Origin of the sequence: Hymenobacter psychrotolerans DSM 18569 (assembly GCF_900142395.1) — a bacterium.
GTDB classification, from domain to species: domain Bacteria; phylum Bacteroidota; class Bacteroidia; order Cytophagales; family Hymenobacteraceae; genus Hymenobacter; species Hymenobacter psychrotolerans.
Genome location: NZ_FRAS01000002.1, coordinates 179,771 through 202,577, shown reverse-complemented (window position 1 = coordinate 202,577; position 22,807 = coordinate 179,771). Strand labels below are relative to the sequence as shown.

At 62.0% G+C, this 22,807-nt stretch carries 22 protein-coding genes; 8 read left to right on the top strand and 14 right to left on the bottom strand.

What is annotated here, in order from left to right:
* Window positions 1–40: 40 nt before the first annotated feature.
* From BUE15_RS03760 to tsf, 5 genes are all read left to right on the top strand, one after another.
* Complete coding sequence (locus tag BUE15_RS03760) at window positions 41–754, top strand: RluA family pseudouridine synthase (protein WP_073281361.1); 714 nt, start codon at window positions 41–43, stop codon at window positions 752–754.
* Window positions 755–947: 193 nt separating this feature from the next.
* Window positions 948–1,400, top strand: a complete 453-nt coding sequence (gene rplM, locus BUE15_RS03755; protein ID WP_073281360.1) for a 50S ribosomal protein L13 — start codon at window positions 948–950, stop codon at window positions 1,398–1,400.
* Window positions 1,401–1,432: 32 nt separating this feature from the next.
* Complete coding sequence (rpsI, locus tag BUE15_RS03750) at window positions 1,433–1,819, top strand: 30S ribosomal protein S9 (protein WP_073281359.1); 387 nt, start codon at window positions 1,433–1,435, stop codon at window positions 1,817–1,819.
* Between the two features lie 18 nt (window positions 1,820–1,837).
* A complete protein-coding gene (gene rpsB / locus BUE15_RS03745; RefSeq protein WP_073281358.1) occupies window positions 1,838–2,605 on the top strand; it encodes a 30S ribosomal protein S2 in 768 nt (255 codons plus the stop codon).
* A 133-nt stretch (window positions 2,606–2,738) separates the two neighbouring features.
* Window positions 2,739–3,575, top strand: a complete 837-nt coding sequence (gene tsf / locus BUE15_RS03740) for a translation elongation factor Ts (RefSeq protein WP_073281357.1) — start codon at window positions 2,739–2,741, stop codon at window positions 3,573–3,575.
* A gap of 56 nt (window positions 3,576–3,631) precedes the next feature.
* On the opposite strand, the gene BUE15_RS21880 is transcribed toward tsf, so the two are convergent.
* The 7 genes from BUE15_RS21880 to BUE15_RS03710 all read right to left on the bottom strand — a co-directional run bounded on the left by BUE15_RS21880 (window position 3,632) and on the right by BUE15_RS03710 (window position 9,749).
* The gene (locus tag BUE15_RS21880; protein ID WP_170865180.1) at window positions 3,632–3,775 is read right to left on the bottom strand and encodes a hypothetical protein; all 144 of its coding nucleotides are present in this window, start codon (window positions 3,773–3,775) and stop codon (window positions 3,632–3,634) included.
* A 9-nt stretch (window positions 3,776–3,784) separates the two neighbouring features.
* The gene (locus tag BUE15_RS03735) at window positions 3,785–4,846 is read right to left on the bottom strand and encodes a DUF3089 domain-containing protein (protein WP_073281356.1); all 1,062 of its coding nucleotides are present in this window, start codon (window positions 4,844–4,846) and stop codon (window positions 3,785–3,787) included.
* An 82-nt stretch (window positions 4,847–4,928) separates the two neighbouring features.
* Complete coding sequence (locus BUE15_RS03730; RefSeq protein WP_073281355.1) at window positions 4,929–6,038, bottom strand: SHOCT domain-containing protein; 1,110 nt, start codon at window positions 6,036–6,038, stop codon at window positions 4,929–4,931.
* Window positions 6,039–6,211: 173 nt separating this feature from the next.
* Complete coding sequence (locus BUE15_RS03725) at window positions 6,212–6,937, bottom strand: hypothetical protein (protein WP_073281354.1); 726 nt, start codon at window positions 6,935–6,937, stop codon at window positions 6,212–6,214.
* Window positions 6,938–6,975: 38 nt separating this feature from the next.
* Window positions 6,976–7,221, bottom strand: a complete 246-nt coding sequence (locus BUE15_RS03720) for a hypothetical protein (RefSeq protein ID WP_073281353.1) — start codon at window positions 7,219–7,221, stop codon at window positions 6,976–6,978.
* A gap of 405 nt (window positions 7,222–7,626) precedes the next feature.
* Window positions 7,627–8,523 carry a YeiH family protein gene (locus BUE15_RS03715; RefSeq protein WP_244535867.1) on the bottom strand — a complete coding sequence of 299 codons (897 nt, stop codon included), beginning with the start codon at window positions 8,521–8,523 and terminating at the stop codon, window positions 7,627–7,629.
* Window positions 8,524–8,783: 260 nt separating this feature from the next.
* Entirely contained in the window at window positions 8,784–9,749 is a 966-nt protein-coding gene (locus BUE15_RS03710) for a LysR substrate-binding domain-containing protein (RefSeq protein ID WP_244535866.1), read from the bottom strand.
* A gap of 93 nt (window positions 9,750–9,842) precedes the next feature.
* Between BUE15_RS03710 and BUE15_RS03705 the strand changes: the two genes are divergently transcribed.
* The 3 genes from BUE15_RS03705 to BUE15_RS03695 all read left to right on the top strand — a co-directional run bounded on the left by BUE15_RS03705 (window position 9,843) and on the right by BUE15_RS03695 (window position 14,762).
* Window positions 9,843–11,894 (top strand): S9 family peptidase, encoded by a 2,052-nt coding sequence (locus tag BUE15_RS03705; protein WP_073281351.1) that lies wholly within the window; start codon window positions 9,843–9,845, stop codon window positions 11,892–11,894.
* A 206-nt stretch (window positions 11,895–12,100) separates the two neighbouring features.
* On the top strand, window positions 12,101–14,047 hold the full coding sequence (locus BUE15_RS03700) for a sensor histidine kinase (RefSeq protein ID WP_073281350.1): 1,947 nt from the start codon (window positions 12,101–12,103) through the stop codon (window positions 14,045–14,047).
* Between the two features lie 82 nt (window positions 14,048–14,129).
* Window positions 14,130–14,762 (top strand): response regulator, encoded by a 633-nt coding sequence (locus BUE15_RS03695; protein WP_073281349.1) that lies wholly within the window; start codon window positions 14,130–14,132, stop codon window positions 14,760–14,762.
* 37 nt (window positions 14,763–14,799) lie between these two features.
* Here the strand turns inward: BUE15_RS03695 and BUE15_RS03690 are convergent, their stop codons facing one another.
* From BUE15_RS03690 to BUE15_RS03670, 7 genes are all read right to left on the bottom strand, one after another.
* The gene (locus BUE15_RS03690) at window positions 14,800–16,956 is read right to left on the bottom strand and encodes an FUSC family membrane protein (protein WP_073281348.1); all 2,157 of its coding nucleotides are present in this window, start codon (window positions 16,954–16,956) and stop codon (window positions 14,800–14,802) included.
* 144 nt (window positions 16,957–17,100) lie between these two features.
* On the bottom strand, window positions 17,101–17,265 hold the full coding sequence (locus tag BUE15_RS22260; protein ID WP_244535865.1) for a hypothetical protein: 165 nt from the start codon (window positions 17,263–17,265) through the stop codon (window positions 17,101–17,103).
* Between the two features lie 42 nt (window positions 17,266–17,307).
* Window positions 17,308–17,499, bottom strand: a complete 192-nt coding sequence (locus BUE15_RS22255; protein ID WP_244535864.1) for a type 1 glutamine amidotransferase family protein — start codon at window positions 17,497–17,499, stop codon at window positions 17,308–17,310.
* Complete coding sequence (locus BUE15_RS22250; RefSeq protein WP_244535863.1) at window positions 17,496–17,954, bottom strand: type 1 glutamine amidotransferase family protein; 459 nt, start codon at window positions 17,952–17,954, stop codon at window positions 17,496–17,498. The genes BUE15_RS22255 and BUE15_RS22250 overlap by 4 nt, the downstream gene beginning before the upstream one ends.
* 72 nt (window positions 17,955–18,026) lie before the next feature.
* Window positions 18,027–19,586 carry an FAD-dependent oxidoreductase gene (locus tag BUE15_RS03680; protein WP_073281347.1) on the bottom strand — a complete coding sequence of 520 codons (1,560 nt, stop codon included), beginning with the start codon at window positions 19,584–19,586 and terminating at the stop codon, window positions 18,027–18,029.
* Between the two features lie 177 nt (window positions 19,587–19,763).
* Window positions 19,764–20,669 (bottom strand): bestrophin family protein, encoded by a 906-nt coding sequence (locus BUE15_RS03675; RefSeq protein ID WP_244535862.1) that lies wholly within the window; start codon window positions 20,667–20,669, stop codon window positions 19,764–19,766.
* Window positions 20,670–20,865: 196 nt separating this feature from the next.
* Window positions 20,866–22,752, bottom strand: a complete 1,887-nt coding sequence (locus BUE15_RS03670; protein WP_084548792.1) for a MutS-related protein — start codon at window positions 22,750–22,752, stop codon at window positions 20,866–20,868.
* Window positions 22,753–22,807 lie beyond the last annotated feature (55 nt).

The window sequence follows — 22,807 nt, the reverse complement described above, 5'->3', positions numbered from 1 at the left end:
TATAGCTGCTCGGCCCAAACTCGTACCTTTGCGGCTCTTTATGAAGCTACCCAATTTCCAAGACCTCATCCTGTTCGAAGACGAAGACTACGTCGTCATCAACAAGCCGCCGTTTCTGGCTACGCTCGACGAGCGGTTTGGCGGCGCCCCCAACATCCTGCGCCTCGCCCGCGAGCAGTACGACGACGTGCAGGCCTGCCACCGCCTCGACAAGGAAACCAGCGGCTCGCTGGCGTTGGCCAAAAACCCGGCAGCCTACCGCCATCTGGCTATGCAGTTCGAAGACCGCAAGGTGAAAAAGGTGTACCACGCCGCCGCCTGGGGCGTGCACGACTACGAAGGCCTGCGCGTAGAACGCAGCATCGAAACCACCACTAAAGGCAAGGCCCGCCTTGCGTTCAAGGGCAAGCCCGCCGTGACGCTGGTACGCACCCTGGAGGCCTATGCCAAGCACACGCTGCTGGAATGCCAGCCCATTACCGGCCGCATGCACCAGATCCGGCTGCACCTGGCCTACCTGCAGGCTCCCATCATCGGCGACAACATGTACGGTGGCGAAGATTTCTACCTTTCGTCGCTGAAGCGCAAGTTCAACATGAAGGAAGGCGAGGAAGAGCAGCCCTTCATCAAGCGGTTTGCGCTGCATGCGGCCAGCCTTACGTTTGCCAAGCTGAACGGCGAAAGCGTCACCGTGGAAGCGCCTTATCCTAAGGATTTCCGGGTGCTGGTCGAAACGCTGCGGCAGTATCAGTAGGGTAGTGAAGCGGCTTTTGCTGCTTCCGCAGATAGCAATATGCCCAGTTGCCGGCGCCGCGAAAGTGGGTGCTACTCAGGCACAAATATTACAATGGGCCTTGCAAATACGCTGAAAGGCGGTAACTTTGTGTCCGTTTTTCCCGGACCGCGTCCGGTTTCTCCTCATTTCCAAACGCTTACCCTCCTTCCCAATGGATCATCTGAGCTTCAAGACGGTATCCGTCAACAAAGCCAACGCCGATAAGGCATGGGTCGTGGTTGATGCCAGTGTTGCGCCGCTGGGCCGTCTGGCCAGCCAGATTGCCAACATGCTGCGTGGCAAGCACAAACCTTCGTTCACTCCCAACTCGGACTGTGGCGACAATGTAATTGTTCTGAACGCCGACAAGCTCTACGTTACGGGCAAGAAGCTGACCGACAAAATCTACATCACCCACTCGGGCTACCCCGGCGGCCAGAAGCGCATCAACCTGCGCGACAAGAAAGCCAAAGACTCGACCCGTGTGATTGAGCACGCCGTGAAAGGCATGCTGCAAGGCAACAAGCTGGGTGCCGCGCAATTCCGCAACCTGTACGTGTACAAGGGCGACCAGCACCCGCACGAAGCCCAGCAGCCCAAAGCTGTTGAACTGACTAATCTCTAAGCCGATTCGGCCTCTCTTTAATTCTTCACTTAATGGAAATCTCCAACACCTCTGGTAGAAGAAAAACCTCGGTGGCCCGCATCTACATGCAGGCCGGGCAAGGGAATATCACTATCAACGGCCGGGAAATGAAAGCCTATTTCGGCAACGAACTCCTGGAAAACATCGTGAACCAGCCTTTGGCTACTGTCGAGCAACTCGGCCAGTACGACATCAAGGTGAACGTGCGCGGTGGTGGCATCTCGGCTCAGGCTGAAGCCATCCGTCTGGCCATCTCGAAAGCCCTCGTGGGCGACAACGCTGAGGCTCGCCCGGCGCTGAAGAAAGAAGGCTTCCTGACCCGCGACCCGCGCATGGTGGAACGCAAGAAATTCGGCAAGCGCAAAGCACGTCGCTCGTTCCAGTTCTCGAAACGCTAATCCCAGAGGAAACTTATCATGGCTCAGTCCACCACCTATAAAGAACTGCTTGATGCCGGTGCCCACTTTGGTCACCTTACGCGCAAGTGGGATCCGAAAATGGCGCCGTACATCTTCATGGAGAAGAACGGCATCCACATTATCGACCTGAACAAGACCCTCGTTTCGCTCGACCAGGCTGCTGCGGCTATCCGCAACATCGCCAAGAGCGGCCGTAAGGTGATGTTCGTGGCTACCAAAAAACAAGCGCAGGAAATCGTAACGGAAGAGGCTACCCGCCTGAAAATGCCGTACGTGACTGACCGTTGGCTGGGTGGTATGCTCACCAACTTCGCCACCGTGCGCAAGTCGCTGAAGAAAATGAGCACCATCGACAAGATGGTGAAAGAAAATACGGCTTACGCGGCACTTGCCAAGCGTGAGAAACTGATGATGTCGCGCGAGCGGGAGAAGCTGGAGCGTGTACTGGGCGGCATTGCCGACCTGAGCCGCCTGCCCGCTGCGCTGTTCGTAGTAGACGTGAAGCGCGAGCACATTGCCGTGAAAGAAGCCCAGAAACTGGGTGTTCCGGTATTCGCTATCTGCGACACGAACTCGAACCCCGAGCTGGTGCAGTTCCCCATCCCGGCCAACGACGACGCCTCGAAGTCGATCCAGCTCATCGTGAGCGTGATTGGCAAGGCCATCGAAGAAGGTCTTTCGGAGCGTAAGGTCGACAAAGAAGATGCCGACAAGAAGCAGGCCGAAGACGAAGGCATCCAGGAGAAGCAGAACGCCGAAGAATAGGCTTATCGCCCCTCCTTCGAAAAGGGAACATGCGAAGCACTCGGCTCCGGTGTTCCCTTTTCTTTTGCCGCCTGCCCTACCCGGCCGGCAGTAAATTGATTACAACCCTCACCCCTCATATACCCTCACAACAATGGCAGCAATTACCGCCGCAGACGTGAACAAGCTCCGCACCATGACCGGTGCAGGCATGATGGATTGCAAAAAAGCACTGACCGAAGCCGATGGCGACTTCGAAGCTGCTCGTGACATTCTGCGCAAGCAGGGCCAGAAAATCGCCGATAAGCGTTCTGAAAACGAAACGTCGGAAGGCTTTGTGGCTGTGAGCGTGAGCGAAGACGGCACGACCGGCAAACTCATTGCGCTGGCTTGCGAAACTGAATCGGTTGCGAAAGTGGCTGACTTCCGGAACCTGGTGCAGCGTATTCTGGATGCCGCCGTTCGCACGAACGCCGCCACCAAAGAAGACCTGCTGGCTACCAAGGAAGAAGATGGCCTGAGCATTCAGGAGCACATCACCGACCTGATGGGCAAAATCGGCGAGAAGCTGGACGTAACGTACGCCACGCTGACGGCTGAGAAAGTTGCTTCCTACATCCACTCCGACAACAAGAAAGGCGTACTCGTAGGCCTGAAGAACGTAGGTGGTGCTGACATTGCTGCCGTAGGCCGCGACGTAGCCATGCAAATCGTAGCCATGAAGCCCGTAGCCGTTGACAAAGACGGTGTGGATTCGGCCGTTACGGAGCGCGAAATCGAAATCGGCAAAGAGCAGGCGCGTGCCGAAGGCAAGCCCGAGGCGATGCTGGAGAAAATTGCGCAGGGCAAGCTGAACAAGTTCTACAAAGAGAACACGCTCCTCAACCAGGAGTTCGTGAAGGACAGCTCGCTGACCATCGCCCAGCTGCTCGACAAAACGTCGAAAGGCATGACGGTAACCGACTTCAAGCGTGTTGCTATTGGTGCCTAAGTTATCCGCTTAGCTGCTTTAAAAAGCCCCGCCGGCATTGTGCCGGCGGGGCTTTTTTATTTTAAGACGTCCTGCTTTTCGGTGGGTGTGGAAGCTTTGTTCCTGCGGATAACGCCCCCAATCAGGTTCTTGGCCAGCGCGGCCAGCAGAATCAGGAACAGCAGCCCAATGAGGAAACGGGGCCAGTTGATATTTTTCATAAAACGGAATTACGGACGGTGAGGCTGCGCGGTATATGCCCGCACCCGTGCGGCGGCATTTTGCCGGATGTTCATATAGTACAGCGCGTAGTCGGCGATGTGAAAGGAGTGGCGCAGTTCGGGGCGGCCGGGCAACAGAAAACGTGGGTAGCCGCTGGCTTTGGGCGTATGCAGCCACACGAGGCCGTTGTGCACCTTGGCATCTACTACGGCGGTATCCAAGCGGTTGAACTCGTAAGGGGTGCCGCCGAGGTTGAGCGAAGCTGGTGCGGCCACCGTATCGGTGCGCCACGTCAATGGATTTACGGCCACACCGCCCTGGAATGGCGGGTAGTCGTTGCCCCATTCTACGGAGTTCCAGGCCACGTAGCAACCCGTCTGGGTGGAGTCTTCGCACGGCCGGAGCACCTGGTATTCGGTGGGCTTCACGTTGAAGCCGATGAGGTAGGCGGCTACCAGCTGGCGGCGCAGCTTCGGGTTCTGGTCTACCAGTTCGCGCAGCAGGCGCGTGGCGTGGAAAGTGCCCTGGCTGTGGCCGGCCACAATGAACGGCCGGCCCTGATTGTAGTGCGCCAAGTAGTAGTCGAAGGCTGCTTTTACGTCACTGTAGGCCAGATTCAGGGCTTCTTTGCCGTTTTCGCTCTTTTCATCAAAGAAGGAAAAGAGCGTAGCCTGCCGGTAGCGCGGCGCATAGATGCGGCCCACGTTGTTGAACACCGATGCCTGCTTGCGGATGGTGCTACGGTCGGTGAACAGATTGACGCGGGCATCGGCTACGTCGGCGTTCCAGGAGCCGCGGCGGTAATAGGTGGTCGGATGCACGAAAAACACGTCGACGGAGGCATTGGCCTGCTGGTCGCGGAGACTGGTGCCATAGGGCACGGCATCGGCCGAGTCGCGGCGGGTAGGCAATGCGGCCCAGGTATCGGGTTGGGCGTAGTCGGGCGCGGTAGGCGGCGGGTAGCGCGCAAACTCGCGGCCCGGCTTGATGACATTCAGGCAGGAACCCAACACTAGCGGCAGCAGCAGAAAAGCCAGCCGGCCGGCGCGGCGAAAAGGAACGGACTTCATAACAGGAACATACAGAACACAAACGCGCGCCGCCGGGCTTCGGCGACGCGCGTCCGGCAAGCAGCCGCAAAGGTACGGGAGCCTAGTCGGTGAATGTATTTTCGAGCAGTTTTTCCTGCCGCAGATACACGATTCTGAAGTTCTTATCGAGCCGCACCCGCACCTGCGCGGTGGTTTGCTGGTACTTCTGCAACGACTGCCGGAAGGCTTTACTTTTTTCCAGGTACGTGACCACGCGGGAGCCGTCGTTGGCCACGGGCCCTACCTTCAGGCTGCCGGGCTCAATCTGGGTGGAGGCTTCCGTGAACTCCGGGAAGTGCGTGCGGTTCAGCTCGGCTTCAATAGCTTCGGGCGTAGTGCCCGACAGCGTGTAGAACCGCTCGACGCTGGGAGCGAAGTGCTGCGCGGCGCTGAACGGAGCCGCCTGCAGATCGGTGTAGTAGGATTCCAGCGCTTGTTGCGCGCGCGGCACAATGCCGGCATCATCGGCTACGGCCGGAGTAGCGGCTTCGGTGGGCGTAGCAGGCGTCACGGCTGCCACTGAGTCGCGCGGAGCGGCGGGAGGCAGCACGGGGGCTACGCGTACCGTTTCGGGCACGGCAGCCGGCGGCAACTCAATCTGCTCGGCCTGCGGGCCTTCTTCCGGCGCCACGGCCAGCGAGTCGGCAGCGGTGCGGGAGGTGCTGGTCAGGCGCTCCGACTCGCGGTTGCCCAGCATCAGGTAGGCAATCAGGGCCAGCAACGCCACAATACCGCCAATGATGAGGATGGTACCCAGCGGGCTTTTGGCAGGCGCCGTGTACGGAGCCGGCTCTACTTCCTCTGTAGCGGAAGCGGCAGAAGGCGTGGTATACGGCTCCGGCTCGGCAGCGGAAGGCGACGTTTCGGGCCGGCCGGCTATGATGGGTCGGTTGATTGGGTCGGCAGGTGAGGCGGGTACAGACGGTCCTCCAACCGGTGGCGCGGGTTCCGGGGCGGCGTGATGCACTACCGGCGGCAGCATCGGGTCTTCTACCGGCGCAATGGTGGTCGGCTCGGGAGCGGCCGGCGCGGGTGGCGCCGCTGCTGATGCCGACTCGCTGAATAGCAGTTTCTGCTTCAGCGTAGCGAATTCCTGCGGCGTGATGGTGCCGGCATCGAGCCACTCCTTGAGCTGCCGCAGGGTATCCAGCGGCGACGGGTCCTTTTCCATATCCTTTGATTACTGACTTACTAAGTACGCTGACCAATGGCTTGGCCAGGCTCTGCCGCTTGTACGCACAATACTCCGGCCGGGTAAATCAGCCGGGAAGTTGCCTCAACACACAATATCCCCGATACCTGCGCTCCAGATAACGGGGATATTGTGTGTTGAGCCGGCGCCGCCTATTTCTTGTCCAGCGTGGAAAGCCGGTCGCGGCGGCGCTGCAGCTTGGCTTTGCGGGTTTCCAGCAGCTGCGCGTTGGTGATGAGTTGCACCGAGTCTTGGCTGGACTTGAGCTTGTTTTCGGTGTTCTGCTTTTTCAGGGCCTCAATCTTCTCCAGATTGCTTAGGGTGTTGGCGCTCAGGCTGGCGCGCTCCTTTTCGAGGCGCTCCTTTTCTTTCTCCGTGTCGCGCAGCTCTTTCTCGGCGGCCGCTATCTGCTCCCGATACGCTTTCACGCGGGCGGCCGAAGCAAAGTTGGTGACGATGTTGCGCAGGGCGGCGTACTCGCTGGGCGTTTTCTCCGGGTCGAAATAGGTATCGGAGTCGAAGGCGGCAAATACGGCCAGCTCCGTAACAGAATCAGAAGGTGCCGTTACCAGTGCATAGAGGTCAATCAGCTTGCCCGAAACGCTGGACGCCGGCACCTGCTTGGCCACCAGAATGTCGCGCTTGCCCACGCCCAGCAGGCCGTTGCCTTTCACTTTGATGTTGTAGGTGTCTTTGAGCCAGGACTGCCAGAAGTCGCGCGTCCATTCGGGGGTGCCGTCTACCTGCACTTTTAGTGCCGACCGTTCCCGCTTTTCGTGGTTGATGCTGCTTTGCCGGACATCGTAGAGCTGCGCGGCGGCCGGATGCAGGCTGAAAACGCCTACCAGCAGCAGCAGGGCAAGGAGAGAGTTTTTCATGTCGGGGAATATAGAGAAAATCAGCTATAAAAGCCGGCTTACAGGCCGTGCCGGTCGAAGGCGGCCTGCAGGTCGGTGCGCATCTGGGTAAAGCGGGCTACGGCGGCCTGCAGAAACTCACTGTCCAGGAGCTCACGCACATCTTCGTCGCTGGTTACGTCCAGCTCGCTCACCTTGTAGGTTTGCTCCAGCTGGCCTTTCTCCAGCTTGATCAGGTACTTGCCGTTCCAGGAGAAAAGCGTGATTTTGGCCTCGGGGTGCGGAATATCGGCGAGCTGGCGCATGGCGAAAGTGGGGGCTTAGAAGGCGCGAAGATAGGCACCCCCAGGCAACGGTTCACGCAAGCTCGTCATAACACATGCCCGGGCGGCCCGTAGAGCAACAGGTAAGTCATGGTTTCACCTTTTACATTTCTGCATCATGCCTCAGGGAGATAAATCGGCCTACACCGACAAGCAGAAGCGGCAGGCGGAGCACATCGAAGAAAGCTACGAGAAGCGCGGCGTTTCGGAAGAAGAAGCCGAAAAGCGCGCCTGAGCTACCGTCAATAAGCAGGACGGCGGCGGAAAAAAGAGCGGTTCCGGCCGCAAGAACTAACCCGTCAGTCACATCAACCTAAAACCCGCCCGTCACCTGGTTCACATCAGGCCGACGGGCGGGTTTCTGCTGTACTACCGCGAGAATAGACGCTATACCACGGTCTGCAGAATCACCCAGAGCGAGGCGCCGGATATAACCAGCCACAGCAACACGCCCTGCACAAACGGCCGCACGCCCACGGAGCGCAGCACCGGCGCCGACAGGCCGGCTCCAATCAGGAACAGCGTCAGCGTGAGGCCTATTTTGGACAGCTGCACCACGTAGGGTGCCAGCGGCTTCAGGGCCGGCACGTAGGTGTTGAGCAGCATAGCCCCGATGAACCCCAGAATGAAATAGGGCAGCTTGATTTTGGCCCCGGGGGTTTTGAACAGGAAAGCCGTACCCAGCGCCACCGGAATAATCCAGAGGGCACGGGCCAGCTTCACGGTGGTGGCAATCTGCAGGGCCTCGCTACCGTAGTGGCTGGCGGCGCCTACCACCGAGCTGGTGTCGTGGATGGCAATGGCGGCCCAGAGGCCGAACTGGTTCTGGCTCAGGTGCAGCTCATGCCCGATGGCCGGGAACAGGAACAGCGCAATGGCGTTTAGGATAAACACCGTGCCCAGCGCCACCGACATCTGGCCTTCTTCGGCGCGCAGCACCGGGCCCACGGCCGCAATGGCACTGCCGCCACAAATAGCCGTGCCGCTCGAAATCAGGTGAGACGTTTTGCGGTCGATGCCCAGCCAGCGGCCTACGACGTAGCCCAGCGTGAGCGTGCCCACAATAGACGCCACCGAAAACAGCAGTCCTTCGCGCCCGGCCTGCAGCGCCTGCTGCGCATTCATGCCGAAGCCCAGCCCCACCACCGACCATTGCAGCAGCTTGCTGGTATAACGCTTGCTTTGGGCCGGAAACGGGTTGCCGACAGCCAGCGCCACGAGCAGACCCAGGGCCAGCGCCAGCGGCGGCGAGCCCCAAGGCGACACGCAGACGGTCACAGCCACCAAGAACAGCAGTATGCGGGGCGTTAGCTGCAACGGCCCCAACGCAAAACTGCGTGAGAGAAACGCGGTAAAGCCTCTTTGTGCCCGTTCGGTGCGGGTGGGAGTATAGGGGGGAGCAGGCTGGCTAAGTTTCACGGTGAATAGACCGATGAGTAGAACTACTCAAAGGTACGTAGCCCCCTCCCCTACCGATAATCAATAATGATTATCGGTTATTACCTCAGGTTATATAGGCAACATCCAGTAGCCGCAGCGATGGGTCAGTCGGCTGAATCCAGCTGCTTGTGCGCGAAAGCCAAAAACCGCTGCGCCTGTGCCGAAAGCGGCTCGCCCTGCAGCCACACCGCATCGAAGTGGCGCGGCAGGTGCAGGTCCTGCACGGGCACCACTTCCAGCCAGCCGGCAGCCAGTTCCTTGGCCAGCGCCCGTTTCGATACCACCCCCAGGCAATTGGGCGCGGCTTCCAGGTACGATTTAATGGCTTCGGTATTGTCGAGGTAGAACGCAACCCGCAGGCTGGAGAGCTTGATGCCGTACTTACGCAGGGCATATTCCAGCACTTCGAGCGTGCCGGAGCCCCGCTCGCGCAGCACCAGCGGCTGCTGCAGCAGGGCAGCCAGCGGCACGGGCTCTGGCGGCGGCCCTTCGGGAGTTGCTTTGCGCACCACCTGCAGCTCATCGTACAGCAGCAACTCGTAGTGCAGGTCGCGGCTGCGCACCTGCCCTTCCACAAACCCCAGGTCGAGGTGGCCGCGCAGCAGGGCTTCGGCAATCTGCTCGGAGTTGCCATTGAGCAAGCTGAGCTGCACCTGCGGGTAGCGCCGCTGAAAGCCGGGCAGAATGGGCGGCAGCACGTATTGGGCCAGCGTGGTGCTGGCGCCCAGGCGCAGGCGGCCGGCGGTTTCGTCGTGGAGGGCGTGGAGCTGGTCGGTGAGCTGCTGGTGCAGCGCCTCTACTTCATCGGCGTGCAGCAGCAGCAGGCGGCCGGCTTCGGTGAGGCTGACCCGGTTGCCGCGCCGCTCAAACAGGCGCTGCCCGTAACTGCGCTCCAGCTCCCGGATATGCTTGGTAATGGCGGGCTGGGTGATGAACAGCTCCTGCGCAGCCTTGGTAAAGCTCAGCTGCCGGGCCACCGCCTGGAAAACACGAAGTCGGAAATCGGGCATGAGAAAGGCGCGGAGCAGTGCCCGGCCGGGCACTGCGGGTTTGGGCAGCGAAGTACGCAAACAGGGCGGTAGTTTTTACCTTGCACTCACCGATGCCTTCATCCGGCACAATTCCCACTCTTTTGGGCGCGTGCAGCGCCCTGTTACCGCTCTATGAAAAAACCCTTCCTGACCGCGCTGACGCTGCTGCCGCTGGCCGTTGCAGCTCAGCAGAGTGCCGTGTATACGCCCGAACTGCTCATGAAGCTGGGCCGCCTGGGCGAAATGCAGGTGTCGCCGGACCGCAAAACGGTGGCCTATACCGTGACGCGCTACAACCTGAGCGAAAACCAGGGCAACACCGACATCTGGGTGGTGCCGGTGGCGGGCGGCGCAGCCCGGCAGCTTACGAACACGCCCGGCTCGGAAAACACGATTAACTGGCGCCCCGATGGCAAGCTGACCTTCCTGAGCGGGGAAAGCGGCACCGACCAGCTCTACGTAATGAACGCCGACGGCTCGGGCAAGCAGCTGCTGAGCAGCTTCCCGGAAGAAGGGCTGGCCAACCTGAAATACGCCCCCAACGGCAAATCTATCCTGTACACGCAGGACGTGAAAACCGGCAAATCGGTGCAGGACTGGTACCCGGATCTGCCGAAAGCCGACGCCAAAATCATCGACGACCTGAACTACCGCCACTGGAACGCCTGGGACGACCTGAAGGTGTCGCACGTGTTTTTCCAGCCTCTCGGCAACGACGGCAAGCCCACCGGCACCGGCAAAGACGTGATGAGCGGCGAGAAGTTCGACTCGCCGCTGCAGCCCATGGGCGGCTCCGAGCAGCTGGCCTTTGCGCCCGACGGCTCCCGGCTGGCGTACACCTCGCGCAAGCTCACGGGCAAGGCGGAGGCCGAAAGCACCAACTCGGACATCTACCTCTACGACGTGCGCACCGGCCAGACTCAGAACCTGAGCGAAGGCCTGGGCGGCTACGATACGGAGCCGGCCTTCTCGCCCGATGGCTCGAAAGTAGCGTGGCTGAGCATGGCTACGCCGGGTTTCGAGTCGGACCGCAACGGCATTGTGGTGTACGACTTCAAGACGAAAAAGCGGCAGGATATTACGGCTGGCTCGGAGCAGGCGGCCGGCAATATCCGCTGGAGTTCTGATGGCAAAACCATCTACTTCGTGAGCGTGCTGGCCGGCACAGAGCATATTTTCTCGGTGCCGAGCAAGGGCGGCTCCATCAAGCAGCTGACCAAAGGCGCGTTCAACTACAACGGCTTCGAGCTGGCCGGCAACGACGTGGCCATCGTCAACAAAACCACCCAGGCCCAGCCCGCCGACCTCGTGCGCGTGGACCTGAAAACCGGCCGCGAAACAGTGCTGACCACCATCAACCAGCAGGAGCTGGCGGGCGTGAAAACCGGCCGCACGGAGGCCCGCATGGTGCCCACCACCGATGGCAAGCAGATGCAGGTGTACGTTATTTACCCGCCCGATTTCGACCCGAGCAAGAAGTACCCGACGCTGCTGTACTGCCAGGGCGGCCCGCAAAGCCCCATCACCCAGAGCTTCTCGTACCGCTGGAATTTCCAGCTGCTAGCGGCCAACGGCTACATTGTGGTGGCTCCTAACCGGCGCGGGCTGCCCGGCTTCGGCACGGAATGGAACAACAGCATCAGCGGCGACTGGGGTGGCCAGCCGATTCGGGACTACCTGTCGGCCATTGATGCCGTGAGCCAGGAGCCCTACGTGGACAAGGCGCGGCTGGGCTGCGTAGGCGCTTCCTACGGCGGCTACTCGGTGTATTTCCTGGCCGGCAAGCACGAGGGCCGCTTCAAGACGTTTATTGCGCATTGCGGCCTCTACAACCTCACCAGCTGGTACCCCAGCACCGAGGAAATGTTCTTCGCCAACCACGACCTGAAAGGCACGCCCTGGGATTCTCCGCTCAACAAAACCTACACCGACTTCAACCCGCAGCTGTTCGCCAAAAACTGGGATACGCCCATCCTGGTTATCCACGGCGGCAAAGACTTCCGGGTGCCGGAAGGCCAGGGAATGGAAGCTTTCGGCACGGCGCAGCTGCGCGGTATTCCGAGCCGCTTCCTGTACTTCCCCAACGAAGGCCACTGGATCAATAAGCCGCAGAACTCAGTGCTCTGGAACCGGGTGTTCTTCGATTGGCTGGCCCGCTCTCTAAAGCCGGAAGCCGCTAAGTAGCCGCCCAAAATCTTAAAGCAAGGCCCCGCTCAACTACGGTTGGGCGGGGCCTTGCTTTGGGGGTTGTTTCTCGTAGGCAAAGCAAACTATCAGCAACAACTAACACACTCTACATCAATAAATTGATTTATATTCAATGCCTGACATTTCAGCAAAATTTCCTCATTTGAGCTAAAGATAGTACTATACAGCCTCATTCTATCCTTATGACGCGGCGCCGGATTTGCATCGGAGTAGTGGCACGTGGCCTGGCCCTGGTGGGGCTGTGGCTGCACAGCCTATGGTGCCTGGGCGCGGCGGCCCCAGCACCGGCCGATACCCTGTTTCTGGTAGAATCAAACGGCAACCACCTTTCCGAAACCTACCGCTACCTCACCGAGCCCTTTTCGGCCCCGCCCACTCCGCAGCACGCCGACTCGCTGTGGCAGGCCGGCCGGTTCGGGCCCGGGCCCTGGCACCGGACGCTTAATCTGGGCTTCGTGCATCAGCGGCTGTGGCTGCGGCTGGTAGTCAAGAACACGCTGCCGGCCCCCACCCGTTTTCTGTGGAGCATCTACAACTATACCGACAGTGCCACCCTATATGGCCGGCGACCGGGTGAAACCCAATTCCGGCGGCTAGCGGCGGCCAGCTCACGCGTGCCGGCCGCCGAGCGTCTGTTTCCGGCCCGCTCCCTGAGCCTGCCTTTCACGCTGGGCGCAGGCGAGGTGGCGGAGCTGTATCTGCGCATCGACCACCATGCCGGCGCACTCTATATGCCCACCGACGTGACTACCACCGAGGATTTCCTGGCCTGGGAGGTTACGTATGCCTTCGATAAGCACTGGGTGTGGCTGCTGGGCTTCTACTGGGGCAGCGCCCTGTTCAACCTCGTGCTCTTTGCCTACCTGCGCGACAAAATTCACCTCTGGTATGTGCTGTACGTGGGCTGCACCACGCTCTTCCTGATCATGGAAGATGGGCTCGATGCCCTGCTGCTGCCGAGTGGGCCGTTTCAGCTGCTGTGGGCCGTGGGGCAGTTCAACTTTATGCTGCTGGCTACGGCGTGCGGCATCAGCATTATGCAGCTGTTTCTGCGGCTGCGCGCGGGCTGGCCCCGGCTGCACCGGGCCGGCAGCTGGCTGGCCGGGCTGGCGCTGGGGTTCGTGGGCGTCTATACGCTGCTGTATCCGGCCGCGGCGCGCACCGCGGGCACGGGGCTGCTGCTGCTGAATGGCGTCCGGGAACTGCTGCTGGCGGCCATTTTCGCGTATGGCTGGGTGGTGCTGCTGGCGTTGCTCCGTAAGCGCCGCCACCGTCGGCTGGCTCTGTACTACGGCCTGACCTATCTGTTCTTTTTTGCGGGGTTCAGCTTGTTTTGGCTGAATCATATCGGCTTCACCAACCTGCACCTGATGCAGCCGAATGCGCTGGCCTGGGGGCTGTTTTTCGAGTTGCTGGTGCTGAGTGCGCTGCTTACGGGCCGGTTTCAGCACACGCTCCGCCAGAACGCCCAGCTACGGATCCGGCAGCTGCGGCAGCGCAATGCGCAGGGCGCCCGCCTCATTGCAGCGCAGGAAGAAGAACGGGAGCAGCTGGCCCGGGAGCTCCACGATGCGCTGGGCCCCAACCTGGCGGCGCTGCACCTGGCCTGGCAGGGCAAGGCCGTGCAGCAGGCGCTCAGCAGCTCGCCTGAAGCCGCGGCGGCGGGCCGCCACACGGAGCTGCTGCTGCGCCACCTGCGCGACGAAGTCCGTACATTCAGCCACGCTGTGCTGCCCGTCGAGCCGGGCCTGGGGTCCTTGTCCGAGTCCGTTGAGGCGCTGACAGAGCTGATTAACCTCTACGGCAGCCCTACGGTGCGCACTTACTGCGACAAAGGCCTCGACCAGCTGCCGCCTTCCCTGCAACAAACCGCTTATCGTATTGCCGCCGAGCTGCTCAACAACGCCGTGCGCCACGCCCGCGCTACCTGCGTGCAGGTGCAGCTGCTGCGCCTCCCGGCAGCTCTCGAAATACTGGTGGAGGATGATGGTGGCGGCTTCAAGAACACAAAAAATGGCACCGGCATCGGGTTGCGCGGGGTGCACGCCCGCACGGAGTACCTGCGCGGCCAGGTCCACATCGACAGCTCCGACCAGGGTACAACCATTGTGGTGCGGCTGCCATGCTGAGGGCTCGCCAGAAACTGCGGGCCCGACTTAGGGACTTAGTCGCTGGCGGCGGCGTTTCATTACCTGTTACTACTTCCTGCCTATGCCCTGCCGGTTACTGATTCTGGACGACCATGTGATGCTCACCCAGAGCCTGGCCTTACTGCTGGCCGAGCAGCCCGACCTGGAGGTGCGTGGGCAATTTGGGACGGGAGACGCATTGCTGGCCTGGCTGCCGGCGGCCGGCCCCCACCCTGCCGATGTTCTGCTGCTCGACCTGCAGATGCCCGCTCCCGATGGCCTCACGCTGCTGCCCCTCCTGCGGCGGCAGTGGCCCGCGCTGCGGGTGCTGGTGTTCAGTACAGCCGCTACTCCCGAGCTGGTAGGGCGGCTGCAAGCGGCCGGGGCCAGTGGTTTCGTGCCCAAGTCAGCTGATGCGGGCCAGCTGCTGGCCGCTGTCCGGATGGTATATGCAGGGCAGCCGGCATTTCCGAAGCCAGAGCGACCGGCCGCGCCGGCGCCAGCCGATGCGGCCGGCGCTTTGCTTCACCGCCTTTCCAAGCGGGAGCGGGAAATTATCGGTCTGATCCGTGGGGGCCTGACGACGCGCGACGTGGCAGAACGGCTGTCCTTATCGGAGTTTACGGTGAGCACGCACCGCCGCAACATCATGCACAAGCTGGAACTGCACAACGTGGCGGCCCTCGTGCAGTTCGCTCACCGGCACGGCCTCTGATGAAGCGCGGCTTATGTTGAGAGCCGGGGGCGCCAGCTCAGTGGCTTTTTAGCAGTGCTGGTCCCGTCAGCACTTCCTCGGTTACTTTGCTGATGTCGCTGCTGACCTTCTGAATGAAATCCAGCTGCTCAGTGAGCTGTGGGTCGGGCGGCACCGGGTCGGGGCGACGGGACGTAGTGGCTGTTTCGGCAGCTGCTTCGGGTTCGGCCGGGTCGAGGCGGCGCAGGCTGCGGTGCAGTGCCTGCTGGGCCTGGCGTACCGGCCGCAGCAGCGGGCCGGGCTGCTCCGGCCGGCCGGGGCCAGCCAGCAGGCCCGAGGTAATGGAGGCCACGTTGGAAGAAAGAATATGATTCAGCACCACAAACTCGTGGACTTCGGTGGGGCGGTGCTGCTTGCCGCGCGGCTCCGACATCATGCGCTGGAACGCCGCCGCCAGGTTAGCCGAGCTGACGTACACTTCTTTGCGGGCCAGCTTATAATCGACCACGGCCACGGGCGAGCCGGTAAGGCTTTCCTGCAGCGTCTGGAGGTAGCGCAGGTTGGCACGCAGCACGGCCTTCATGTGGTCGTGCAGCTGGTCGGATTCCCAGCGCGGAAACAGCAGGTAGCTGGCGGCAAAGGCCAGCAGGCACCCCAGCACCGTATCAAGCACCCGCTCTTCCACCACTTCCAGGTAGCCCAGGCCCAGAAAGCTGAACAGAATCAGCACAAAAGGCGTCATGAACGTGACGGCTACGATGTAATTGCTGCGCGTGAAGCTGAATGAGGTGAGCATAAACAGCGCCAGCAGCACCACCAGCACCCGGTGGTCGGGCACGAGCCACAGCACCAGCACCCCGATACCGCCGCCCACCAGCGTACCCAGCACCCGATGAATGTTGCGCTGCTTGGTGAGGCTGAAGGCGGGCTTGAGCATGTAGGTAATGGTCATGATGATCCAGTAGCTGTGGTGGCCGGGCAGCACCACTTTCGCCACCACAAACCCAGCCAGGCAGGCCAGCATCATGCGTACGGCGTGCCGGAACATACCGGAGTTGAGCGTCAGATGGTCGCGGAGCTGCTCCAGCCCAAAGCTTTGGTGCGCCACGAAGCGCCCGAACTCCAGCTCGCGGCTACTAACCGCCGGGGCGCTGGCATCGAAGTACGCCTGCACATCCTGCAGGCGCTGGGTGAGGTTGCGCAGGTTTACCAGAATCTTTTTCAGCACCCAGGTGTGGCCGGGCTGGGCGGGGTCGTCCAGGGCATCAATGCGGAGCTTGAGCTGCTCCAGACTTTCCGTAAGGTTCACGCGGGACGTGTAGCCGTGGTTGGCCTCTACAGCAAAGCCCACCCGCTCCAGCTCGGCGGCCAGCTGCTCCACCAGCCCCGCAATGGTATCGAGCACACCAGTAGCCTCGAAGCGGGCGTGAAGCGCGGCATAGTCGTAGTACACCACCGTGATGTGCTCGTAGAGGTCTACCACGTCTACGAAGGTGAGCACCAGCCGCCGGCCCGTACCGGTAGACTCCTTCATCATCTGGCGGGTTTTGAACAGCAGCTCCCGCACGGCGTCCTGCTTTTCGCTCACGGTTACCTGCTGGGCCATCAGGCGGCGGTAGTCTTCTTCGAGGCTGGTGCCGGTGCGGTAAAACTCCGCTTTCAGCCGCAGAAAGCCCGCAATGGCCCGGATACACTCGCCCAGGGCCTGCTGGGCCGGCCGGTAGGGCCGGATCTGGTGCCAGAGCAAGCTCACGAGCATGTACCAAACGCCGCCGGCCGTAACCTGGAGCGTGTATTCTATCAGCTGGCGCAGCGTGAGGGTACGGTCCATCATCAGAATGACGAGCAGCAGGCCCGCCGTGCCCACCGAGGCGGCGCGGTTGCCGTACACCAGAAACAAGGTAAACACAAAGCTGAGCACCCCGATTTCCAGCCCCAGTAGCCACAGATGCGGCTGCACCAGCCCCGTCAGCATCGACAGGACCGGCAGCAGCGCCACGGTGGCGAGCATGCCGTTGCGCTTGTGCAGCAGCGGGCCCGGCCCGTCGGCAATGCTGACGCAGAGCGCGCCCAGTGCCACTTCCATGCCCATGGCCAAGTGCCCCAGCCAGCCCAGCAACACCCCCGGCACAAGCACGGCCAGCGTGATGCGTAAGGCATCGGAAAAATCCTGACTGAAGAAGAAGTAGCGAAACTTGCGGGCGTGTGCGTTCATGGCAGCGGACTGCGGGGCGGGTTTTGGTGCGCCTATACGGCAATTTGCCACCCACCGCCGAACCGCCAAGCTACCGCAAAAAGAAACGTGCCGCCCTACTGGGTGCTCCGGAGCCGGGCCGGCGGCCGTTTCGGAACGGTGCCGCTACACGTGCATCTGCTCCAGAATGGGCAGCGTGTACCGCTCGCCGCGGCTCAACAGGTGCACCCGCAGGTCGCGGATGGTGAATGGCTCGCCGGGCTGGATTTCATGAATGTTGGTAGACGAACAGCTCGTACCGTCCACAATCACCACAATGCCTTCGCCCACTACCTCCAGCTCCCGGCCTTTGGTGATGATGACGCCCGTATTTTATTCCAGCCCCAGCCCGATGCAGGCCGGGTTGGTGGCAATAACCTGGGCTACACGAATGATCCGGCCACGGGCCACGAAGTGCGTGTCAATGGCCACATCGTGCAGAAACTCCAGGCCCGTGGTGATGTGGATTTCGTCTTTGAGCATGCCGGCGTCGTTGCGGCTCTGGTAGAGCATGGGCGTGCTCATGGCCGTAGCTCCGGCGCTGGTACCCGCACTAACGAACGGCTCGTGGGTGTAGCGCTCAGGCGGCGCTGCTGGTCGCCGCCCGTGAACATTACACCCGCGGCTTTCTCCAGCAGGCGCAGGCTTTCTTCGGAGCTGGCCTGCTCGCGCGACTCAATGTTGAGCACATCGACGCGCTCCACGCCCAGGCTCTTGAAAGTCTCGACGTACTCTTTGCCGGCCTCTTCCGCTTCGCCGGAGGCCGTGGGAATTACCAGAATGGGACCTTTGCCGGGCAGCTCGTTCACGAAACGCTGCAGAATCGACTCAGACGCTATATCATCGGACGTGTCGCTCTTCTGCAGGTCGACGCCCCGCTTCTCGGCCCCTCCTATCGGAATGAGGGTGCCTTTGGGGTGCGGGCAGTTAGCGGAAGCCGGGTGGTGGGGAGCAGTAGTTTTTTTGCGGGCGGCAGGCATGGCTATAACGATTCGGCAGGATACCGGCCACTCGGCCAGCACCCTAATGGGGTAAAACGGAAAGAAAAAGGCTTAGCTAAGCGGAGCCAGGTCGGAGTTGGCAGGCCCGTTGAGCAGCTGGCCCAGCGCCGTGAAGCGGGAGCCGTGGCAGGGACAGTCCCAGCTTTTCTCGAGCCCGTTCCAGTGCACCACGCAGCCCAGATGCGGACAGATGGCCGAGCACTCGTGCGTCTGGCCTGCCTCGTCGCGGTACACGGCTACTTTGGTAGCGCCCCGCCGCAGCACGGCCCCGGAACCGGGTGCAATGTCGTCGGGGCCCGATACGTCGCCGCCGGTCAGCAGCTCGGTGTACTCGGCCGCCACGTTCACGTTTTCGCGCACAAACTCCTTCACCGACTCCACGCTGGCCGTCACGCGGCCGGGGTCGTAGAGCTTGGCCCACGGGTTTTGGCGGCCTAGTAGCAGGTCGGTGATGAGGAGCGGGCCGAGCGTGCCGTGCGTCATGCCGTGGCCCGAGTCGCCGGTGATGATGTAGACATTGTCGGCGTCCAGCGGATTGCGGCCGGCGTAGCCCAGCCCGTCCGCCGGCTCCATCACCTGCCCCGACCAGCGGTATTCCAGCTGGCCGGCCGACGGGAAGTGCGTGCGGGTCCAGTCTTCGAGGCAGCGCAGGCGCTCTTCGGGGTTTTCCTCCTGGCCGGTTTTGTGGTCTTCGCCGCCCACAATGAGCAGGTCGTAATCGGCAGCGCCGTCCGGCGCTTCCTGCAGCCGGATGTAGTGGTAAGGGTCGGCGGTGTCCCAGTACAGGGCCTTCGTGACGGAGCCTTTCGGCACGCGGGCGGCCACCACGTAGGTGCGGTAGGGTGCCTGCTTGGTGTGCATCACTACCCGGTCGTTGAAGGGCGTATTCGTGGCCACTACGATGGCCTGCGCCCGCACCTCCACGCCTTCCCGCACCAGCGCGCGGGCCTCGGAGCCGCCCGTAATTTCGGCTACGTGGGTGCGCGTGAAAATCCGGCCGCCCTGGCGCGTAATGGCTTCAGCAAGGCCGCTTAGATACTGCAGAATATGAAACTGGCCCTGATTCGGGAACAGCAAGCACTCCCCGGTCCGGAAGCCTTGTACTCCCGCGTCCGGCAGGCGCTGCAAGCCGGTCAGGCCCGCCCGCTCGGCGGCTTTCAGCTCGTCGTCCAGCTCCTGGGGCGTGCCGGATTTGGGCAGAAACAGGTAGCCGGGCAGCCGCTCAAAGTCGCAGGCTATGTTCTCGCGCCGCACAATTTCCTCAATCGTATCGACGGCAGTGCGGTGGCTGTCGGCGGCGAGGCGGGCGCCTTTCTGGCCAAACATCTGCTCCAGCGTTGTGTATCGGTCGTCGAGGGCGAAGCTGAGGTGCGCCGTGGTGCGGCCCGATTCGCCGGAGGCTATGTCGCCGTCTTCCAGCACCACCACCTTGCGCCCTTCCCGCCCGAGCAAATACGCCGTAGTGAGGCCCGCAATACCTGCTCCTACTATCACTACATCGGCGGTAAGCGACTCGGTGAGCTGCGGAAACGAAGGGCGGCGGCCGGCCGTGGCCAGCCACGAAGTTTGGGTGGCGCCGGAGGTGTGCGTAGGATCAGGAACGGTGGGCATAGCAGTGCAAACGAGAGATGGTGCACTGCTTACGCCCGCCCGTCCTGGTTAGTTAAGGCCCAGCTTCGGCGAAAAGAGAAAGAAAATCAGCCGAGCCGGCCACGCAACGGCACAGTATGGCGCCGGTAACTACTTCTGAGACAACCACTGCAAACCAAGCAAGCTTAACCGTGCTGCTTAATACAAAATATCGTCAACCGGCGCCAGTTTGGGGGGCAGATGCGTTTCGCCCAGCATTTCGCGCAGGTCTATTTCAATAGTGCGGCAGATGGCCGTCATCGGCACGTCGTTCATCTCGTTTTCAAACGGATTCTCGCTGGTGTGGCCCACTATTTCGATGGTGTTGAACACCCACGACACCAGCACCGAGAAGGGTACGGTCAGCCAGATATGGTCGGGGCCCATTTTCTCAAACTCCGCAATCAGGCCCAGGGGCAGCAGCGCCGCAAACAGCCACACAAACACGAAGCTGTAGAACGCATATTGCCGCGGAAAAGGCGTGTTCTTGATTCGCTCGCAGCCGCCTTGCAGGTTGTTGAACTGCTCGATGCTGGTCATCATGTTTACGTGCTGGAAGTCGTTGAGCAGGCCGCGCTCTTCGCGCAGAATGCGCAGGTCGGCGGCTTGCTGGCGCAGCAAGTGGGCCGGCGGGTTCTGCTTGCGCTTCATTTCCGCCGACTCGGCCGGGTCCAGGAAGGGCGCTACCTGCTCGTCCCACTGGTCGTTCTGGCGGCGCAGGTTCAGGCGCAGGGCGTTGCACCACGCAATCTGGCGATACACGAGGCGGCGGTGGCGGATGGTGAGTTCGGCGCGGGAGGCAGCGGGCGCCTCCACCCCGGGCGCATCTACTACGGAGGTCACGTATTCCAGCGCCTGCATGGCCCAGGTACGGCTATAGTTTACGATGCCGCCCCACAGCTGCCGGCCTTCCCAGAATCGGTCGTAGGAGCCGTTGTTTTTGAAGCCGATGTAGAACGACACCGCAATACCCAGCGTGGCTACCGGCTGCCACGGAATAGACACGGAATGAAACCCTACCAGCCGATATAACACACAGATCAGCAGCGCGTAAAGGGTAAACACAACCAGTCCCTGCCAGGAAAACTTCCAGATGACACGCCAGCGAAGATTCTTGCGGATATACACGAAACGGAGGGGTTAGAGAGTGGGGGGCAAGCTGAAGCGGCCCGCACAAAATACCGCAAACACCTCCGATAAGTTGTCGGCAGGCGCTGGCAACGGCAGAACTCCTCCAGCGTCAGGCAGCGCCCGTCGTAAATCAGTCGCCGACTTCAATTCCCATCAGCTGCATGAGCTGGCTGGCATTGAAGGCGCGGCAGGCCCCGGGGGTGAGGTGGTAGTCGAAGTGAATCTGGCCGTCGCTGAAGGTGCTGTTGAAGCTGAAGTTGCGCACCTGCCCCGGCCATTCGGCCTCCAGCGCCGCCAGCTCCAGGTCGTGGGTGCTGATGAGGCCGGCGGCGGGGCGCTGGTGCAGCTGCCGCAGCAGGGCCCGGGCGCCGCGGTGGCGGTCCAGCGAGTTAGTGCCCTTCAGAATTTCATCGAGCAGGTAGAATACAGGCAGAGCATCAGTTTCTGCAGAGTGGAGGCCTTTTCCTGCGGCGGCTCCTCTCCTGTCGCTCAGATCCAGCAGCAGCTTGAGGCGTTTCAGCTCGGCGTAGAAGGAGGAAGTGCTTTCGGCAAGATTATCCTGGGTGCGCATGGCCGTGAACACCTGCGCCGGGCTCAGCTGCAGCCGCCGGGCGCACACTACGCCGCCGGCCAGGGCCAGTACCATATTCAGGCCCACAGTGCGCAAAAACGTGCTTTTGCCGGCCATATTGGAGCCCGTAATAACAGCCGTCTGGCCATAGCCGCTGGTCTGGAAGTCGTTGGTGATGCGGCGCGCCGAGAAAATGAGCGGGTGGCCCAGGCCCTCAGCCGCCACTTCGAGCGGCTGGGCGCTGAGCTCCGGCGTGGCATAGGCCGGGTTGGCATAGTGCCAGCCCGCCAAGCTTATCAGAGCTTCGAGCTCAGCCTGCACCTCCAGCACGGTCGTCAGCTCGGGGCCCAGGTCGCGCTTCCAGCGTTCCAGCTGCCACATGGCGTGCAGGTCCCAGAGCAGCAGATTATTGAGCAGCAGTGCCCCCAGCGGATGCTCGCGCCCCCGAAACAGCCCGGCCACCGTCGCCAGCTGCCCCAGGCGACGGGTAGCAGCGGCCCCGTGGCTGGCCGCGCGCAGGGTTTCGCGCAGCTGGCGGAGCCGCGCCGCCTGCCACTGTCGGCCGTCGTCTTCAAATAAAGCCAGCTGAGCCTGGGTGGCCCGCAGCGCGTCGCGCATAGCAGTGGCCTGCTCGGCGTAGTCGTGGCGGGCCGCCACCAGCCGCCCGTTCAGCACACTGACAAGCACCTGCACGCCCACCAGCCAGTAGAAGCCATAGCCCAGCCCCCACGCTCCCAGGCTAGCCAGCACCAACAGCGGCAGCACGAGCAGCAGCGGCTTCAGCCAGCCTTTGCCGGCAAAGAAATCGGGGCGGGCCAGCCAGACGCTGAACTCACGCGGGTCGGCCTGCTGGCGCGGAAAATGGCGGGCGCGGGCCTGCCATTCCTGCGCCCAGGCTACATCCGGCGCCAGCTCGGCCACGGCCTGCTGGCGGGCATGCACTTCCTCCGTTAAAGCGGGTTTCAGCAGCCAGCCGGCCAGCCAGTCGTGCCCCAGGCGGGTAGATGCGCGGTTGAGCAGCTGAAACAGGGAATGCGCGCCGAACACGTCGAGGTCGGCGGCGTAGGGGTGCTGGGCGTCGAGGTAGCGCAGGCCGGGGTCGAAGGTGGTGAGGCGGCCGGCGAGGCGGTCCTGCTCATCCTGGTTGAGGCGGGCCAGCAGGCGGTGATGCTCGCGCTGATAGCTCATGCGCCCATGCCAGCGCACCAAAACCATAAAAGCCAGCCACACTGCCGCCACAAACCCCAGCCCCGGCAGCACCAGCCCCCGCGAGAAAAGCCACCACGCCCCGGCCGCTCCGCCCCCAAACAGCAGCACCCGCAGCCATCCACCCAGCTGGTGCCGGCCGGCAAAGTGCTTCTCGCGCGCCGTATGGGTGGTCAGATTTTCGGCAAAAACCTCAGCCGGAGATATAGTAAGCGGACGAATGGCAGGCGAAACGGGCACGGCAGCAGGTACAGATGGAGCCCGCAAAGGTACGCACCCGCCGCCGGTGCCCGGC